A 17,550-nucleotide genomic window follows, 5' to 3' on the forward strand; every position below is an offset into this window, starting at 1 on the left:
GACCTTCGCTTTAAACTTGTGTTGCCTAGCTGGGTGCCACCGCGCTGAACTTAATCACCAAGCCGAGAGCGACGATCACCACTCCCCAGGTGAGGCCCAGGATGACCGTGAAGCGGTTCAGGTTGCGCTCCGCTACACCTGAAGAGCCGAGCGAGGACGACATACCGCCACCGAACATATCGGAGAGGCCACCACCACGTCCTTTGTGCAGCAGGATCAGCAAGGTGAGCAGCAGCGAGGTGATGCCCAGCAGTATCTGCAGAATGATGGTAAGAACTTGCACAGTTGCCCTTCCGAGGTGCCCGGTCAATTCCGGGTCAGTAAACCAGACGAATCAGATCAATCAGTCAGCAAATGTGACTCGAACCTAACAATATTAGCAAATTCAGCCACATCCAAGCTCGCCCCGCCGACGAGAACACCATCGACGTCACGCTCACGCAAAATGGACGCAACATTATTCGCTTTGACGGAACCACCGTAGAGCAAACGGGTCTTCTCCGCGACCGCGCCGTCAAAAATCTCAGCGAGTTCCGCACGGATCGCGGCGCACATCTCCTGAGCGTCCTGTGGCCCGGCTACCTCGCCGGTACCGATCGCCCAGATCGGTTCATACGCCACCACCAGTTCAGCGGCCTGCTCATCGCTCAAGCCCGCGACGTCGGCCCGCAGCTGAGCTAGGGTGTGCTCCACGTGAGTGCCGGCCTGGCGGATTTCCAAGCCCTCACCGAGGCAGAGCACCGGGACAAGCTGATGCCGGTAGGCGGCATGCAGCTTGCGGTTGAGCAGTTCATCCGTCTCACCGTGAATGGTCCGGCGCTCGCTGTGCCCGACCAGCACATAACGGCAGGCCAGCTTGGAGAGGAAGGCTCCGGAGATGTCCCCGGTATATGCACCTGAATCCTGATCAGAAAGATCCTGGGCGCCGTAGACCACCTTGAGCTGATCGCCTTGCACCAGGGTCTGCACTCCGCGCAGATCGGTAAAGGGAGGGAAGACCGCGACCTCCACCCGTGAGTAGTCGTGCTTGGCATCGGAAAGCGTCCAAGCCAGTTTCTGCAGCAAGGTGATGCCCTGGACGTGGTCCATGTTCATTTTCCAGTTGCCGGCGATCAAGGGGGCGCGGTCGAATTTACCGTTCGTTGAAGTGGTCACCTTAGTATCCTATCTGCCCGGAAGACCAAGAAGGCTACCCCGACCACGGCGAAAGAATAGCCGAGGACCGTGAGCAACCATGGCCAGTACCGTAAGGGACGACGTGCAGCCAGGTTTCCTAGAACAACGCTTAAAACGACCAGCAGCAGGAGCGCCCAGATCACGGCTCCCCCGAAGAGTGAGAGGTTGAGATTGATCTCGTGATCACCGCAGATCGGGCCGGAGTCTGCCCCACAGCCGCGGTCCGTATGCGGAATCGAGGCCAGCCCATAAGCCACGCCTACGGCTGGAAAAGTCACCAGCACGATGGCGAGAAGGGCACTGACCCAGACGGCTGTGGGGGTGTATTTTCGCAGCCCCGCGGTCTGAACGTCCGAGTCGATAGGGCTATGGCTCATCGGTCCACCTTACCCACAGATGCCCCTCGAACCCGGGCAAGGCGGGGTTTTGGGTGCATTCACCGGCTAAGGGCAGCCCTAGGACTTCGGCAGACCCGGCGGGTTGCTGCGGGAAGCGGTGATCGCCTCGCTGCTCAGCCCCCAGCGTTCCAGTACCTTCTGATAGCTGCCATCCTTGATCAGCCCGTTCAACGCCGCCGTAGTGGCATCGACCAGACCAGCACCTTTTTTACTGGTCACCGCGATCTCAGCGGTCACCGGCCAGCCTCCCGGCACCAGGCCCAGCAACTTGGTCTTCCTGGTCACCGCGGCTTTATAAGCTCCCGTGGCGTTGGGTCCGAAGGTCAAATCAGCCCGGCCGGACTGCAGGGCGAGTTCGCTGGCCGAATCGTCGTCGTAGTACTGAAACTCAATCGCGGGTAGCCCCTTCGCCTTGTTCTGCGCGTCCCAGTTGAGCAGGATCTTCTCCTGGTTGGTCCCGGTGCCCACAATGATCTTCTTACCCGCGACATCGGCGGGTCCGTTGATCTTGGTGAGGCTGTTATCTGAACGAGCGTAGAAACCCAGGGTGTCATTGCGGTAACTGGAAAAATCAAATCTTTCCTTGCGCTCTTCAGTCACCGTGACGTTGGAAAGCACCACATCATATTTGCCCGAGCTGACCCCCAGCGGCCAGTCAGCCCAGCTGGTGGGCTGCAGCACCAGTTTGAGTCCGAGGGCGTCCGCCAGTAACTGCGCAAAAGCCGGATCGGAACCCACTACCGTCTTATTATCAGCGGCATAGAAGCTCAACGGAGCTGTGCCGGGAGCATTGCCCACCACCAGAGTGCCCCGAGTTTTGATAGCGGCGGGCAGCAGATCCTGGGCCTGCGCATTGAGCTGAGTTCTGATCGGTTCAGCCTTATCGGCCTCACTCACCGGATTCGGCGAGATCTCCTGCGCGCCGGCGCCGCTCGTTGGCTGTTTGCCGGTCCCTGGATCTGCGCAGCCGGCGAGCGCCGGCAGCATGAGGGCCACAACGAACATCACGGCGGCGAATACTTTGTTCTTCATGTCGAGGTCCTTTCCTAGGTATGGTTCAGCGCACAGGTATGGTTCAGCGCACAGCGATCGAGCTGGGAATGGCTTCGTTGCTGAGCCCCCAGCGGGCTAGCACCTGGTGGTAGCTGCCGTCGTCAATGGAGGAGTTAATCGCGGCGCTCAAGGCACCGACCAAGCCATTGTTCTTCGCGGTGGTGGCAGCCACCAAGGTTTCATTCGGCCATCCAGCGTTGATCTGACCGACGATCTTGAGCCCTGGACTGGTGTTCTGCTGATACACCGCACTGGGGTAAGGCTGTAGGGAGACATCCAAGCGTCCGGCCTGCAGGCTCAGCAAGGTGTCGCTCGCAGTACCGAAATTCACCAGTTCGGCGGGCTTCTTCGATTCCTTTTCCAGTTGCGCGTTCCAGGCCAGCAGAATTTTCTCCTGATTGGTCCCTGCGCCGACCGCGATCTTCAAACCTGAGATGTCCTCTGCGGAGGAAATCTTCAGGGCCGAGCCATCGGTGGCCAGGAATCCCATATAGGCCGCTCGGTAAGGAGCGAAATCGAACAGCTTCTTGCGCTCCGAGTTGATGCCCACATTGGAGAACACCGCGTCATAGTCCCCCGACTGGGTCTTCAAGGGCCAGCTCTCCCAGGAGGTCACCTGAAGCTCAAGTTTCAAGCCGAGCTTATCGGCCACGAGCTGAGCCAGATCGATCTCCGATCCAATCACGGTTCGATCGTCAGAGGCATGAAAGCTCAGCGGAGGGGTGCCCGCTGTGGTGGCTACTACCAAGGTGCCGCGCTGCTTGATGGCAGCGGGTAGTAGCTTCGCCGCCTCGGAGTCCTGCTGGCTGCGAATCCGGTTCTGCTCGGGACCGGTGTTGATCTGAACGCCGGAGGCCACCGGGGAGGAGATGCTCACCGGATCGGCGGTGCCGCACGCTGCCAGGCTCAGCACGAGCAAGCCCGGTAAGCAGCTGAACGCCAGGACCCTGCCGAAACGGCTCCTCGATGTGGCGGAACCGGAGTTTGACAAGCTTCCGGTTAAGAATCGCAGCGCTGTGCTGAGTGGCCGCTTTCGATGGTTCTTCATTCTGGCTCCTAAAGCACCTTGGCCAAAAAAGCCTTGGTGCGGGCATGGGCAGTAGCTCCGAAAACGTGCTCCGGGGTGCCCTGGTCGATGATCACTCCGGCGTCGAGAAAGACGATCCGATCCGCAACTTCTCTGGCGAAGCCGATCTCGTGGCTGACGATGATCATCGTGGTGCCGCCCTGGGCGAGGTTCTTGATCACATCGAGCACCTCGGTGACCAGTTCGGGGTCGAGCGCCGAGGTGGGTTCGTCGAAGAGCAGCACCTTGGGTTCCAGAGCCAGTGCGCGGGCGATCGCCACGCGTTGTTGCTGGCCGCCGGAGAGCTGTCGCGGATAGGCCTCAGCGCGATGCCGGAGCCCCACTCGTTCCAAGAGGTCCAGCGCCCGACGGGTAGCTTCCGCTTTGCTCTGCCCGAGTGCTGCTCTGGGGGCCTCGATGACGTTCTCCAGCACGCTCAGATGCGGGAATAGATTGAAGTTTTGAAAGACCATGCCGATCTGGGTGCGTTGCCGCAGCACTTCCCGTTCCGAGAGCTCATAGAGCGAATCTCCGCGGCGCCGATAGCCGATCAGCTCGCCGTCGATGTCGACGCTGCCCTGATCGAGTTTCTCCAGGTGGTTGATGGTGCGCAAAAGCGTTGATTTCCCGGAGCCGGAAGGGCCCAGGATCACCGTCACCTCCCCTGGTTCAATGGTCAGGTCGATACCCTTGAGCACTTCGGCGGTGCCGAAGCGCTTGTACACCGAGCGCAGATTAACTTGCCCTCGACGCTGCCCCACTGCGCTGTTCGGCTCTCGGACCCGCTCCTGCTGGATCGCACTACTCATTTCGGGACCCCGATCTGCTCAGTAAATTCGATCTCGTCAGGCCACCGCGCAACCGCTGCCAAGGAGTCTGCGGGGTGCTCCGCAGCGCGCCCCGGGCGAATCTGCGTTCGATGTAGTACTGCGCCACGCTGAGCACCGAGGTGATCACGACATACCAGAGAGTCGCTACCAAGAGCAGCGGCAGCACTTGCTGAGTCCGGTTGTAGATCACCTGGATCGTGTAGAAGAGCTCACTGTAAGCCAGCACATAGACCACCGAGGTACCCTTCACCAGGCCGATGATCTCGTTGAAGGCGCTCGGCAGGATCGCCCTCAGGGCCTGCGGCAACACGATCCGCAGCGCGCGGCGGCTGCGTGGCAGGCCAAGGGCCGCAGCGGCCTCCAGCTGCCCCTGATCCACGGAGAGGATGCCCCCTCGGATGATCTCCGCGGAGTAGGCGGCCTGATGCAGCGAAAGTCCCAATACGGCCGCGGCGAACTGACTGATCAAGGTAGTGGTCTGCACTTCGAAGAACACCGGCCCGAAGGGCACCCCGAGCTGGATCTTCTCGTACAGGTAGCCGAGGTTGTACCAGAGCAGCAATTGCACCAGCAGTGGCACCGAGCGGAAAAGCCAGGTATAGGCCCAGGACACCGCTTGGAGCACCGGGGAGGATGAAATCCTCATCAGTGCGAGCAGGAACCCCAAGATGAATCCGGCGCTACCGGCAATCACCGTGAGCAGCAGCGTGGAACCCAACCCGCGCAGCACCGATTCGGCGGTAAACCACTGAGCCACCACGCCCCATTCCCAGCGCGGGTTGCCCAAGACCGAGATCAGGAACGGTACCAGCAGCAGCAAAACCACAACGGTAGCTATAGTCCGCCCGGGATGCCTGGCCGGAACGATCTTCAGCTTCTCCACGGCGCTCACCGCAGGATCGGATCGAATCGGCGCTTCGGGGATCAGCGTGCTCGCCATCAGTTCAGTTCCTTTCGGAAGGGTAGCGGACCGATGCTCTCCGGATCGGCGTCCAGGTCGAACTCGGCCCGGTAGCCGGTGGCCAGGTAAAGCGCCTTGGCTTCTGGCTGCCGCGGGCCGGTGGTGAGATAGATCTTCTGATAGCCACGACGTCGGGCCTCGGTTTCCAGCTCTGTCAGCACGCGGACCGCCAAGCCGCGGCGACGGTGTTCGGAATGGGTCCAGATTCTTTTCAGCTCGGCGGTCTGCTGGTCATAGCGCCGGAAGGCACCACCGGCCACCGGCACGCCGTCCTCCAGCAGAAGCAGTAGATCGCCCGAAGGAGCGGCGAACTCTGCAGCCGGATAATCGAGCAGCTCACGGTGCACTTGCTGTCGGGGATGCCCGTAGCGGGTGCTGTATTCACGGGCCAGCTCGGCCAGCATCGGCCGCACCAGGGGGTCGCCTTGCCCAACATGCCTGACCAGCAGTCCGCTGTCCTGAGTTCTCAGCTGCTCTGCCCGGCGCTGTACAGCGGGGGCAGCCACTCACGCCACCGCCTCTTCGCTGCGAATCGCTGAAAGCTGCTTCTGAGTTGTCGCTTCGGCTTGTGGGAGCTTTGCCGCTTCGGCCTGTAGGAGCGGGATCACCTGTTCACCGAAGTCCTTGGCGTCCTGCAGGGTGTCGTAGCCGCGGACGGAGATGATCTCGACGCCGAGTTTGACGTATTCGAAGAGTGCCTCTGCGACGACGTCGGGGGTTCCCACTAGGGCGTTGGAATTGCCGCCGCCTCCGGTCAGCTCGGCGGTCTTGGTCCAGAGCGCGGTACCGAACCGTTCGCCCTTGCCAGCAAGTTCGAGCAGGCGTTGAGAGCCGCTGTTTTCGGGGTTCGTCAGCGAGCGACGATGCCGGAAGGTGGTGGAGCCTTTGACTCGCTCCTCTAGCTGATGGGCGATCTCCTCCGCCCGCTGCCAAGCTTTCTGCTGAGTCGGAGCCAAAATGGGGCGAAAAGCTATTTGGATCCTGGGCGTCTCAGCTCTCCCGGCCTCGGCCGCAGCGGAGCGAATCGAAGCGATCTGCTCGGCAGTCCCTTCCAAAGTCTCACCCCAGAGCGCGAAGACATCGGCCTCTGCGGCACCCACTCGGTAGGCAGCCGGAGAGGAACCGCCGAAAGAGATCAGCGGCCGCGGCTGCTGCTGCGGCAGGAAGTCGAGGGCGAAGTCCTCGATCGTGTAATGCTCACCCCGGTAGTCAAAACGCTCGGTCTCCGACCAGGCTTTTTTGATGATCTGCAAATACTCTCGGGTCCGCTCGTAGCGTTCGTCCTTGCTGAGGAAATCCCCTTCTGCCGCCTGATCAGCGGTGGAGCCTCCCGTGATGAAATGCACTGCCACCCGGCCATTGGAGATGTGGTCCAGGGTGGCGTAGGTCTTTGCGGCAAAAGTGGGAGCCGACACATTAGGCCGATGTGCCACCAGCAGGCCAAGCGAGTCGGTGTGCGCCGCGGCAAAAGCCGCCGCCTGGGCCGGATCCGGGCTACCCGAGCTATAGGCGAAAAGTACTCTGGTGAAGCCGCTCTGCTGATGAACCTGAGCCAGTTTCGCGGTGTACTCCTTATCGAACGCCGCTCCACTTCGCGGATGAATCTCGGTGCCGTCATTGAGCGCACCCATTCCCAAAAATTCCAGAGTCATCGTGCAGGTCCTTCCCGTGTCGGACATCTCATCAGCTAGCAGTGGCTTGAAGCTACGGCCCGGTCTGGAATCAGGTCAAGGACGGTGACTCCGTCTGTCCTCTGGGGTCTTCCGATGACCTCGGATGACTCTTTATGACCGCTTTATGACTCAGGTGTGACGGCGGCTTACGCTCTTTGACGGCGTGCCTGACAAAGCGTTTCAGGCTGAGTACTGTCCTGGGCAGAAGCCGCAACGGACCGAAGGATTCCAGTGCCCAACGATTACGCCCCGACCGAGCCTTCGCTCGCTTTTGTCGGCGGCGGGCCTCGCACCGCTGGAATCCTGGAACGGCTGGCCAGCAACCTGCCGGATTCCACGGCCGGAAGCTTCACAATTCACCTCTTCGAACCCTTCGAGGCCGGGGCCGGCCGGATCTGGCGCCGGGCGCAATCCGGTCTGCTGCGACTCAATTCCACTGCGGCCGATGTCACCATGTTCACCGACGCCTCGGTGCAGATGGCAGGCCCGGTCAGCGAAGGACCTTCTCTGATCGACTGGGCGGTCGCGATACGCTGCGGCTCCATCAGAGACATCAAGATCGCCGATCAGGCGGTGCTCGAGGAGTTGTTCGCGCTGACCCCGGGCAGTTTTCCCAGTCGGCGGCTGCACAGCGAGTATCTGCAGTGGTGCTATCGGCGGACTCTGCTCAAGCTCGCACCGTGCGCGGTGGTGGTGCACCACCGGGCTGAGGTCCACAGCATAGAGAGCCTGCAAGACGGCAGGCAACGGCTGTACTTCGACGGTGCGGCGCACTCCCTGACGGTGGACGCCGTCGTCCTTGCACTGGGGCACACGGACGCCGTACCGGACGCCCAAGCCGAGCAATTATTGAGCTTTGCGCAGCGCCATCAAGGTCACTATTCACCTCCCGGTTACACCGCTGATAGCGACCTCTCCGCTTTACCGGCCGGTCAGGACGTTCTGGTGCGCGGCTTGGGCTTGGCCTTCATCGATCTGATGGTGCTGCTCATGGAGGGCCGCGGCGGCCGTTTCGAAGAGCAGGCCGACGGCAGCCTGAGGTATTTGCCCTGCGGTATGGAGCCTCGGCTGCTGGTCGGTTCCCGGCGAGGTGTTCCTTACCATTCGAAAACCCCTACGAGGCTGCACGGGGAGCCTTTCAGGGCGCAGTTTCTGACTCAGGCAGTCATCAACGAATTGTTGCTCCGGCATCGCAAGCTGGATTTCCAGGAGCAGCTCTGGCCGCTCATCGCCCAGGAGGTCCGGTACGCCTACTATCGTGAACTCTGCACCGGTCATCCTGAACGGGTCAGCGGAAGTTGGCCGGACTTTCAATCGCTTTTCATCCCGGAAGGACTGCCCAGCCGGCATGCACTGCTTCCGCTGCTGGTCGATCCGGAAGACTATCTGGATCTGGATCGATTGGACCGGCCCTTCAGCGGAAGCCGGGTTGAGGACTTGCAGGAGTGGTTCCATGATTATGTCCAGAACGATCTGCGACGTCGCACGAGCGAAAGCCACAGCGAAAACTATGCCTTGTTTCTGGCTCTGTTGAGCTGTTACGGGGTTCTCGTGCAGATTCCCAGGGACCGGCTCACCGCTTCCTCCCAGCGACTGATTCGTGAGCGCTGGCACGGATTCTTCAGCTTCGTGGCAAGCGGGCCGCCTCCCCGGAGGCTCCGTGAGCTACTCGCGCTGCTGGAGGCCGGGAAGATTCGGGTCCTGGGCCCCGAGCTGACGATCGAGGCCAATGAGCAGAGTGGATTCTTCGAGGCTCGTACCGCGTTCCTCGCTGAGCCGGTCAGGGCAAAGGTGCTGATCGATGCCTTCCTGCCGCGTCAGGAAGCCCGGTATTCGGTGAGTCCGCTGATCTCGGCTGCGGCTCATCAGGCCGCCGCCGATCGCCTGCCTGTCGATGACCAGAACCGGGTGCTGGATGTGCAGGGCTCGCCCTCACTCCGGCGCTTCGCCGTGGGAGCTTTCACAGATTCGCCGGTCACCGGTGCATTCCCCCGGCCCGGGAGTAATGCCCCCGTTTTCAGAGACAATGATGCACTCGCCAGAAATCTACTCGCCCTGCTAGCAGAACTGGGCTCCCGTAGCGAGCAGCTCAGCGCTTAGCCACCAGCAGATCCAAGTCCACAGCTGGCTGGGCTCCCGCAAAAGCCGGTCGATGGGCATAGGGATCGCCCTCCTCCCACAGTGTGGTGCTGACTTTATCGCGCACCGCAGGAATCACCTGGTTAGCGAAGGCCTCCAGGATTTCGAGCTGATGCTCCAGGGGGATGGTACTCGGCAAGGAAACCGATTGCAGATCGTGACTGAAGGCCTCATGGAAGCGCAGAATTTTATCCACCACCTGTTCCACGGTGCCGACTAAAGCTGGACCTTCAGCGATCGCGTGGTCGATGTTCCGGAAGGGGGTGTTATTGCCCGGCACATTGCGATTCGCCACGAGCCCCTCATACACCGGCCCAAACTGCTCCTTGGCCTGCCGCGCGCTATCGGCGATGAACAGGCCCCCGGCTCCGGACCCCGCCCCCACATAGGCTCGAGCAGGATCATGCCCGTGCAGCTCGTATTCCTCAAAATAGTGAGCGATCAACTCACGATAGGCGGAGAGCGGCTGAATCGCATTCGCACTGAACAGCGGATCACCCCAGCGGGCCGCGAGTTCCACAGCGGTCCGGGAGGTCGCTGATCCGTGCCAGATCCTGATCGGCCCGGCAAAGGGCCGCGGCTGAGAGGTCACTTCGTGAAGATCCGGCCGATACCGGCCGCTCCAGCTCACCGCTTCCTCACTCCAGAGCCTTCTGAGCAGCTCATACTTCTCGGTCAGCAGCTGATACTGCTCACTGGCCTGCAAACCGAATAAGGGGAAATGAGCGAGTTCATTGCCCTTGCCAATCGTGATTTCCAACCGCCCACGAGCGAGCTGATCAATGGTTGCGTAATCCTCGGCGACCCGGAAGGCATCCAGCAAAGACAACACCGTGACACCGGTCTGCAGCCTGATCCGTGAGGTACTCGCCGCTATCGCACCCAGCAGCACCGTCGGCGAGCTGGAGAGGAACTGCCCTGCGTGACGCTCTCCCACGGCAAAGGCGTCGAAGCCCAGTTGTTCAGCACGCTGTGCCAGCAAGATGGTCTGCGAGAGCCGCTCGGCGGGGCTGACCAACCGGCCGCTCACCGGATTGCGCTGGTGCGGGACGATATCCAGCAGCTGAAATTTCATGCGCTCAGCACGTTCCGCTCGCTGTCCTTCGCTGGCTCATGTCGCTGCCGCGCGGCCAGCGGGGCGATGCCCGAATCGAGCAGCAGCGCGGCGAAGCTGCCGCGGAAGAAAAGCAGCGGGCTGTGCCCTGCCTCAGCAGCTTCCAGGTGCCGTACCCGGCCGATCGCTATGGTGTGGTCCCCCGCCTCGTGTTCGGCCTCCAGCTCGCAGTCGACCCAGGCCAGTGCCGCATTCAGATGCGGGTTACCCGCGGCGGAAGCACGCCATGGCACGTCGGCAAAGCGGTCAACGCCTTTTTTGCTGAAGCTCAACGCCAGTTCCTCGGTGCCAGCGGGCAGGATATTGACCGCGAAGCGCCCGATCTCACGGATCTTCGGCCAAGTGCTCGACCCTTTGGTGGGGTTGATCGAGATCAACGGCGGTTCCAGGGAGAGCGAAGTGAAGGACTGGCAGGTGAAGCCCATCGGACCTTCCTCCCCAGCTGAGGTCACCACGGTCAGCCCGGTTGCGAAATGGCCAAGCACGGCCCGCATCTTCTGCGGCGTGATGTCCTGGGAAAAAACCACATCAGCTCCTCTGGATATTCCTCTGCTGCCAGAAAACCACGCGTGGAGCGCGCAAGCAAGCAACTACCGGGAAAGCTGAAACCTCAAGAAATACAGCGACTTAAAACGCAACAGCGCAGCAACCTCCCGCTCGGGAGGCTGCTGCGCTGTTCGTCTTGGTGAAGGCTATTTTGCGGGCCTAACTGCGATCCAGTGCCAGCAGACCCGGAAGCTCTTTGCCTTCCAGGAATTCAAGACTCGCTCCACCACCGGTGGAGATATGCCCGAAGGAATCCTCGGTGAAACCCAAGGCCCGCACCGCGGCGGCTGAGTCTCCGCCGCCGACCACGGTGAAGCCTTTGCTCTCCGAGAGCGCCTGGGCGACGGCTTGGGTGCCGGCTGCGAAGGCGGCGAATTCGAAAACGCCCATCGGCCCATTCCAGAAAACGGTTCCCGCGGCAAGGATCTGCTCCGCGAAAGACTTTCCGGTCTCCGGCCCGATATCGAGGCCGATACCGGCAGCCCCGAAGCTACTGGACTCGATTGAGGACGCCGGAACCAGTTCGTGGGCGGCATCAGCGGCGAATTTCTCGGCCACCACGACGTCGTTCGGCAACACGAAGCGGGTACCGGCCGCTTCCGCTCGGCTCAGGTAATCCTTGACCGTATCGATCTGATCGGCTTCCAGCAGGCTCGCCCCCACGTGGTAGCCCTGCGCGGCCAGGAAGGTGAAGAGCATACCGCCACCGACCAGGATGGTGTCCGCTTTGCCGATCAGGTTCTCAATCACCGCGAGCTTGTCCGAGACCTTCGATCCGCCCAGCACCACGACATAGGGCCGAACGGGTGACTCAGTCAGCTTACGCAGCACCTCGAGTTCGGTGCGGACCAGGTCGCCCTGGTAGGAAGGCAAAGCTTTGGCCAGGTCGAAGACGCTGGCGTGCTTGCGGTGCACGGCGCCGAAGGCGTCATCGACGTAGGCTGCGTTCTCTCCGGCGAGGGCTACCAGTTCAGCGGCGAAGGCCTGACGTTCGGCGTCGTCCTTTGAGGTCTCACGCGGATCGAAGCGGACGTTCTCGAGCACCAGCACCTGACCGTCGCTGAGTGCCGTGGCGGCTGACTGAGCTGCGGCTCCGGAGACATCGCCGGCCAGTGAAACTGGCACGGTGGCCAATTCGGCCAAACGCTGAACCGCGGGCTTGAGTGAATATTTCGTTTCCGGAGCTCCCTTGGGGCGACCCAGATGAGCCAGCACCAGAATTCGTGCACCGGCGGCGGCGAGTTTCTCAATCACCGGCAAGGAAGCACGGATCCGTCCGTCGTCCGTCACCGTCCGGTTTTCATCGTCAGCGCCAGAAAGCGGTACATTCAAGTCGCTACGGACCAGAACATACCGCCCCTGGACACCTTCAGCGAGCAATTCGTCAAGCGTGTGCAATGTCATACCCCCAGCCTATCGTCCGAGGGGCCCCAGCTGAACTTGTGAGGCTGGGGAGGACGATGGGCGCTATCGTCCGAGGGGCCCCAGCTGAACTTGTGAGGCTGGGGAGGACGATGGGCGCTATCGTCCGAGGGGCCCCAGCTGACACATCGAGTGTGCAGATCTACACCTTTTGAGCCGGGTTTGAGGTGTATATCTGCACACTCGGCGAGGTAACACTTAGAGGCTTAGAGCTTCGAAGCCACCAGCTCGGTCAGGTCGACCAGGCGGTTGGAGTAGCCCCACTCGTTGTCGTACCAGGAAACCACCTTGACCTGGTTGCCGATCACCTTGGTCAGGCCCGAGTCGAAAATCGAGGACGCCGGGTCGGTCACGATGTCCGAGGAGACGATCGGATCCTCGGTGTAGCTCAGGTAGCCCTTGAGCGGGCCATCAGCGGCAGCGGCCTTATAAGCGGCGTTGACCTCTTCGACGGTCACCTCACGGGAAACCGTCACGGTCAGGTCGGTGGCCGAGCCGGTGGGCACCGGAACGCGCAGCGCATAACCATCGAGCTTGCCCTTGAGCTCCGGGAGCACCAGGCCGATGGCCTTGGCTGCACCGGTGGAGGTCGGCACGATATTGATCGCGGCGGCACGAGCCCGGCGCAGATCCTTGTGCGGGCCGTCCTGCAGGTTCTGATCGGCGGTGTAGGCGTGCACCGTGGTCATCAGACCGCGCTCGATGCCGAAGTTGTCGTTCAGCACCTTGGCGAGCGGGCCGAGGCAGTTGGTGGTGCAAGAGGCATTGGAGATGATGTGGTGATTCGCAGGATCGTATTCGCCCTCGTTGACGCCGAGCACGATGGTGACGTCCTCATCGCTGGCCGGAGCGGAGATCAGTACCTTCTTGGCACCGGCGTCGATGTGCTTCTGCGCGTCAGCAGCCTTGGTGAAGAAGCCGGTGGACTCGATCACAATGTCAACGCCCAGCTCTCCCCAGGGAAGATTTGCGGGGTCGCGCTCAGCGAGCACCTGAATGGTCTTTCCATTCACGACCAAATGACCGTCTACCACCTCAACGGTGGCCTTGATCCGGCCGGTGACCGAATCGTACTTGAGCAAATGAGCCAGAGTCTCCGGACTTGTCAGGTCATTGACCGCGACAATTTCCAGATCAGCGCCCTGCTCAAGAGCTGCCCTGAAGTAGTTACGGCCGATGCGGCCGAAGCCATTGATACCAATCTTTGTGGTCACGCTTCAATCTCCTTGGTACTGGTGACAGCCTGCCCGTTTGGACAGTGCACAGTTCAAAGGTTCACTGCCGAACCTCTGAGGTAATGGTTCTTGCACGACTTTGGGCAAAGACGACTTACGAGCTGGAAAGTTTCCCTTCGTAACACGATCGAAACACTCTCCTCCCCCATCTTACGTTTAACTGGCTTTGCCCCCGCAAATGCGAGGGCAAAGCCAAGAGGTTTCAGCCACTATGTGACGTGAATAACACCTCCGAGGGCACGCTTTAGAGAACGATCAGGCCGCTGGCGTTCTGCCGGGCTGCATCGAAACGCTTGGCCACATCGGCCCAATTGACGATGTTCCAGAAAGCCTTGACGTAGTCAGCCTTCACATTCACATAGTCCAGGTAGAAGGCGTGCTCCCACATATCGAGCATCAGCAGCGGAGTGGTGCCCACCGCGACATTGCCCTGCTGATCGTAGAGCTGCTCGATCACCAGGTTGCCGCCGATTGGCTCATAGGCCAGAAAAGCCCAACCGGAGCCCTGCAAGCCGAGTGCCGCAGCGGTGAAATGCGCACGGAAAGCGTCGAAGGAGCCAAAGGCGTCGTCGATTGCGGCGGCCAGCTCACCTTCGGGCTTATCGCCGCCATCCGGGGACAGATTGTTCCAGAAGACCGAGTGATTGGTATGCCCACCGGTATGGAAGGCCAGATCCTTTGAGAGCCGGTTGACGTTCGCGAAGTCGTTCTTCTCGCGGGCTTCCGCAAGCTGATCCAGCGCGTTGTTCGCGCCGGTGACATAGGCTGCATGGTGCTTATCGTGGTGCAGCTCCATAATGCGCGCGGAGATATGCGGTTCAAGGGCTGCGTAATCGTACGGCAGCTCGGGAAGGGTGTACTTGGTGGCGCTCACGGTTCCTCCATAGATTCGGTTTTCAGCGGCTGAATACTGCCACTGAGCATAATAACGTCACATTTTTGTGATCTATTTCTGATCCATGAAACTTTCAGAAAATAGTTTCACTCCCAGGCTATTCCTCAAGCATCTCGAGTGTCACATTCGCTTCGGTGCCCGGGATGCCTAAATCGCTCGCCCGCTTATCCGCCATCGCTAACAATCTGCGAATTCGCCCGGCAATAGCGTCCTTCGTCATCGGAGGTTCGGCGAGTCGGCCCAGTTCGTCGAGTGAAGCTTGTTTGTGGGCCACTCGCAATTCCCCGGCGTATTTGAGGTGTTCCGGTACGTCCTCGCCCAGGATCTCCAGGGCTCGGTCAACCCGTGCTCCGGCGGCAACGGCTGCCTGGGCAGAGCGGCGCAGATTGGCGTCATCGAAATTCGCCAAGCGGTTCGCGGTGGCCCTGACCTCTTTGCGCATCCGGGATTCTTCCCAGGTCAAGAGGGTCTGGTGGGCGCCCATCCGGGTGAGCAGCGCGGCAATGGTGTCGCCGTCCCTGATCACCACCCGGTCGACCCCGCGCACCTCACGAGCTTTGGCAGCAATACCCAGCCGCCGGGCCGCACCGACCAGGGCGAGTGCCGCCTCCGGTCCGGGGCAAGTGACTTCCAGAGAGGAGGACCTCCCGGGCTCGGTGAGCGAGCCGTGAGCCAGGAAAGCGCCACGCCAGACGGCTTCGACGTCGGCCGCTGAGCCATTCACCACCACCGAGGGCAGACCGCGCACCGGCCGGCCACGGCTGTCCAGCAGCCCGGTTTGCCGGGCCAGGGCTTCGCTCTCCCGGACCACTCGCACGACATAGCGATTACCGCGGCGCAGACCGCCTCCGGAGACGACGATGATTTCGCTCTGATGGCCGTAGAGCTCGGCGATGGCCACCCGGAGCCTGCGTGCTGTCGCGGCAAGATCAACTTCCGCTTCGATCACGATTCGCCCGGAAATGATGTGCAACCCGCCCGCGAACCGCAGCATCGCGGAGACCTCGGCCTTTCGCACCGGAGCCTTCCGGACTTCCAGTCGGGACAGCTCCTCTTTCACTGCCGCTGTCAATGCCATCTAATTTCCCGTCTTGTATTTCTGCACTTCTCGATATCGCTATCCACCCGCGAAGATGTCGTGAAAAGCCGCCGCTAATCGCAATGGATCATGGATCGCCTGCCGATTGTTGACTCTCACCCGACTCAGCACTACTTCAGCTCCCAAAGCGGAAGCCGCTGCTTCGAATTCGGTTCGGTCCCCCACGCTGAGGGGATCAGCTAACACTACATCCACTCCGAATTCGGGCGCATATTTTGAGATCACCCGCAGGTGGTCGGCAGCGCTCATTCCCACCACTTCTTTGTCGTTGACATCCAGGTTCATCGCCAGGCACCGCTTGGCAGGAGTGGTGCACAGGGCTTGGCGGAGCTCAGGAAGCAGCAGATGAGGCAGCACCGAGGTGTACCAGGAGCCGGGCCCCAGGATCACCCAATCAGCCAGTTCGATCGCTTCCAGCGCCTCGACACAAGCGGGGGCGTTCGGCGGCAGCAGACGCACATCATCAACCACGCCCACGGTGGCTAAAGCGGCTTGACCGGTCACCGTCTTCATCGTTTCGGAACCGTCTTCGGCAATCCGCCGGCTGTCTCCCTGGATGGTCAGCGGGACGCTCGCCATCGGCAGCACCTGGCCGCGCGCTCCGAGCAGTGCACCAGCCCATTTCAGGCCGTCAACGGTGTCTCCCAGCAGTTCCCAGAGCGTGACGATCAGCAGATTGCCCATCGCGTGCTGATCGAGCGACGTGGAGCCGCCGGGCTTGGCGTTGAAACGGTGCTGCATGACGTCGCGCCAGGTGCGCCCCCAGTCGGTATCGTCGCACAGCGCGGAGAGCGCCATCCGCAGATCTCCCGGTGGCAAGACGCCGAGTTCCTCTCGCAGTCGCCCCGAGGAACCTCCGTCATCGGCAACCGTGACCACGGCGGTCAATTCGCTGGTCAGCAGACGCAGCGCGGAAAGCGTGGCTGAGAGTCCATGGCCGCCGCCGAGGGCGACCACAGCGGTGTCCTTACTGGCCCCGGGTCCGTCTCCACTGACTCGGTTCTTAGGCGGGATCAGCGGAAGCGGCCCGGTGAGCAAACCCACTACTCCCGTCCCAGATCGCGGTGCCTGGTGCTCACCGAGACCCGCGGCAGCTGGGCGAGCCGCTTGGCGAGTTCCACTGAAACCGCCACCGAGCGGTGTTTGCCACCGGTGCAGCCGACGGCGATCGTGGCGTAGTGCTTATTCTCACGTCGATAGCCTTCGAGCGCGGGCTCCAGGGCCCGTACATAGCGGGCCACGAATTCATTGGCGTTATTGTCGATCAGCACGAAATCGCTGACGTCCTTATCCAGGCCGGTGTGCGGCCGTAGCTGCGGCACCCAGTGCGGGTTCGGGATGAAGCGCACATCGGCCACGTAATTGGCGTCCACCGGCAGGCCATATTTGAAGCCGAAGCTCATCACTGTCAGTCGCAGCACCACGGGTCCGGAGTCGGAGAACAGCTCAGTGACTTGGCTGGCCAATTCGTGAACGTTGCGGGAAGAAGTGTCGAGCACGATATCGGCGGCGTCCCGCAGTTGAGCGAGCAGTTCCCGTTCGGCAGCGATACCGTCGAGCATCCGACCATCGCCTTGCAGCGGATGCGGACGGCGGCCCTGCTCGAAACGCCTGACCAAAGTGTCGTCGTCGGCGTCGAGAAAGAGCACCCGATAGCTGATCCCGCTAGCCGCCAGGGTATTGAGGGAGTCCCGAATATCGGCGAAGAACGCCTTACCTCGGACGTCGACCACCACTGCTAACTTAGGCAGCGCTTGCGGAGTGCGTGCTACCAGATCAGCGAGGGTACCGAGCATTTGCGGTGGCAGGTTCTCCACCACATACCAGCCGTGATCCTCGAGTGCATTGGCAGCTGTGCTGCGACCCGCACCGGACATACCGGTTACCACCAAGAGCTCAGATTCCTGCGGTTTCACCGGAGTGAGATCTGCCATGTCTATCTG

Annotated in this window: 18 protein-coding genes; 1 reads left to right on the forward strand and 17 read right to left on the reverse strand. The window is 61.4% G+C overall.

Going from position 1 to position 17,550, the window contains the following annotated elements:
- Positions 1-25 precede the first annotated feature (25 nt).
- From secG to ABDK06_RS10025, 9 genes are all read right to left on the reverse strand, one after another.
- Positions 26-283 carry a preprotein translocase subunit SecG gene (gene secG / locus ABDK06_RS09985; protein ID WP_179387972.1) on the reverse strand — a complete coding sequence of 86 codons (258 nt, stop codon included), beginning with the start codon at positions 281-283 and terminating at the stop codon, positions 26-28.
- Positions 284-339: 56 nt separating this feature from the next.
- Positions 340-1,155 (reverse strand): triose-phosphate isomerase, encoded by an 816-nt coding sequence (gene tpiA / locus ABDK06_RS09990; protein WP_394940879.1) that lies wholly within the window; start codon positions 1,153-1,155, stop codon positions 340-342.
- Complete coding sequence (locus tag ABDK06_RS09995) at positions 1,152-1,553, reverse strand: hypothetical protein (RefSeq protein WP_394940880.1); 402 nt, start codon at positions 1,551-1,553, stop codon at positions 1,152-1,154. The genes tpiA and ABDK06_RS09995 overlap by 4 nt, the downstream gene beginning before the upstream one ends.
- A gap of 78 nt (positions 1,554-1,631) precedes the next feature.
- Positions 1,632-2,606 (reverse strand): ABC transporter substrate-binding protein, encoded by a 975-nt coding sequence (locus tag ABDK06_RS10000; RefSeq protein ID WP_394940881.1) that lies wholly within the window; start codon positions 2,604-2,606, stop codon positions 1,632-1,634.
- Between the two features lie 43 nt (positions 2,607-2,649).
- Entirely contained in the window at positions 2,650-3,675 is a 1,026-nt protein-coding gene (locus tag ABDK06_RS10005; RefSeq protein WP_394940882.1) for an ABC transporter substrate-binding protein, read from the reverse strand.
- A gap of 8 nt (positions 3,676-3,683) precedes the next feature.
- A complete protein-coding gene (locus ABDK06_RS10010) occupies positions 3,684-4,502 on the reverse strand; it encodes an amino acid ABC transporter ATP-binding protein (protein ID WP_394940883.1) in 819 nt (272 codons plus the stop codon).
- A complete protein-coding gene (locus ABDK06_RS10015) occupies positions 4,495-5,463 on the reverse strand; it encodes an amino acid ABC transporter permease (protein WP_394940884.1) in 969 nt (322 codons plus the stop codon). Before ABDK06_RS10015 ends, ABDK06_RS10010 begins: the two co-directional genes overlap by 8 nt.
- Complete coding sequence (locus ABDK06_RS10020) at positions 5,463-5,990, reverse strand: GNAT family N-acetyltransferase (RefSeq protein WP_394940885.1); 528 nt, start codon at positions 5,988-5,990, stop codon at positions 5,463-5,465. Before ABDK06_RS10020 ends, ABDK06_RS10015 begins: the two co-directional genes overlap by 1 nt.
- Positions 5,991-7,136, reverse strand: coding sequence for an LLM class flavin-dependent oxidoreductase (locus tag ABDK06_RS10025; protein ID WP_394940886.1), 1,146 nt, complete (start codon positions 7,134-7,136; stop codon positions 5,991-5,993).
- Between the two features lie 252 nt (positions 7,137-7,388).
- Here ABDK06_RS10025 and ABDK06_RS10030 point away from each other — a divergent pair, with 252 nt between their 5' ends.
- Entirely contained in the window at positions 7,389-9,257 is a 1,869-nt protein-coding gene (locus ABDK06_RS10030) for an FAD/NAD(P)-binding protein (protein WP_394940887.1), read from the forward strand.
- Here ABDK06_RS10030 and ABDK06_RS10035 read toward each other — a convergent pair.
- From ABDK06_RS10035 to rapZ, 8 genes are all read right to left on the reverse strand, one after another.
- Positions 9,247-10,371: an LLM class flavin-dependent oxidoreductase gene (locus ABDK06_RS10035; protein ID WP_394940888.1), complete on the reverse strand. Its 1,125-nt coding sequence runs from the start codon at positions 10,369-10,371 to the stop codon at positions 9,247-9,249. The two genes, ABDK06_RS10030 and ABDK06_RS10035, sit on opposite strands and share 11 nt — an antisense overlap.
- A complete protein-coding gene (locus ABDK06_RS10040; RefSeq protein WP_394940889.1) occupies positions 10,368-10,937 on the reverse strand; it encodes a flavin reductase family protein in 570 nt (189 codons plus the stop codon). Before ABDK06_RS10040 ends, ABDK06_RS10035 begins: the two co-directional genes overlap by 4 nt.
- A 178-nt stretch (positions 10,938-11,115) precedes the next feature.
- On the reverse strand, positions 11,116-12,360 hold the full coding sequence (locus ABDK06_RS10045; protein ID WP_394940890.1) for a phosphoglycerate kinase: 1,245 nt from the start codon (positions 12,358-12,360) through the stop codon (positions 11,116-11,118).
- Positions 12,361-12,584: 224 nt separating this feature from the next.
- The gene (gene gap / locus ABDK06_RS10050; protein ID WP_394940891.1) at positions 12,585-13,592 is read right to left on the reverse strand and encodes a type I glyceraldehyde-3-phosphate dehydrogenase; all 1,008 of its coding nucleotides are present in this window, start codon (positions 13,590-13,592) and stop codon (positions 12,585-12,587) included.
- A 265-nt stretch (positions 13,593-13,857) separates the two neighbouring features.
- Positions 13,858-14,487 carry a superoxide dismutase gene (locus tag ABDK06_RS10055; RefSeq protein WP_394940892.1) on the reverse strand — a complete coding sequence of 210 codons (630 nt, stop codon included), beginning with the start codon at positions 14,485-14,487 and terminating at the stop codon, positions 13,858-13,860.
- Positions 14,488-14,605: 118 nt separating this feature from the next.
- On the reverse strand, positions 14,606-15,586 hold the full coding sequence (whiA, locus tag ABDK06_RS10060) for a DNA-binding protein WhiA (protein ID WP_394940893.1): 981 nt from the start codon (positions 15,584-15,586) through the stop codon (positions 14,606-14,608).
- Between the two features lie 39 nt (positions 15,587-15,625).
- The gene (locus tag ABDK06_RS10065; RefSeq protein WP_394940894.1) at positions 15,626-16,651 is read right to left on the reverse strand and encodes a gluconeogenesis factor YvcK family protein; all 1,026 of its coding nucleotides are present in this window, start codon (positions 16,649-16,651) and stop codon (positions 15,626-15,628) included.
- Positions 16,651-17,541 (reverse strand): RNase adapter RapZ, encoded by an 891-nt coding sequence (gene rapZ / locus ABDK06_RS10070; RefSeq protein WP_394940895.1) that lies wholly within the window; start codon positions 17,539-17,541, stop codon positions 16,651-16,653. The genes ABDK06_RS10065 and rapZ overlap by 1 nt, the downstream gene beginning before the upstream one ends.
- Positions 17,542-17,550 lie beyond the last annotated feature (9 nt).

It is taken from the genome of Psychromicrobium ferritrahens (genome assembly GCF_043789415.1).
GTDB lineage: Bacteria > Actinomycetota > Actinomycetes > Actinomycetales > Micrococcaceae > Renibacterium.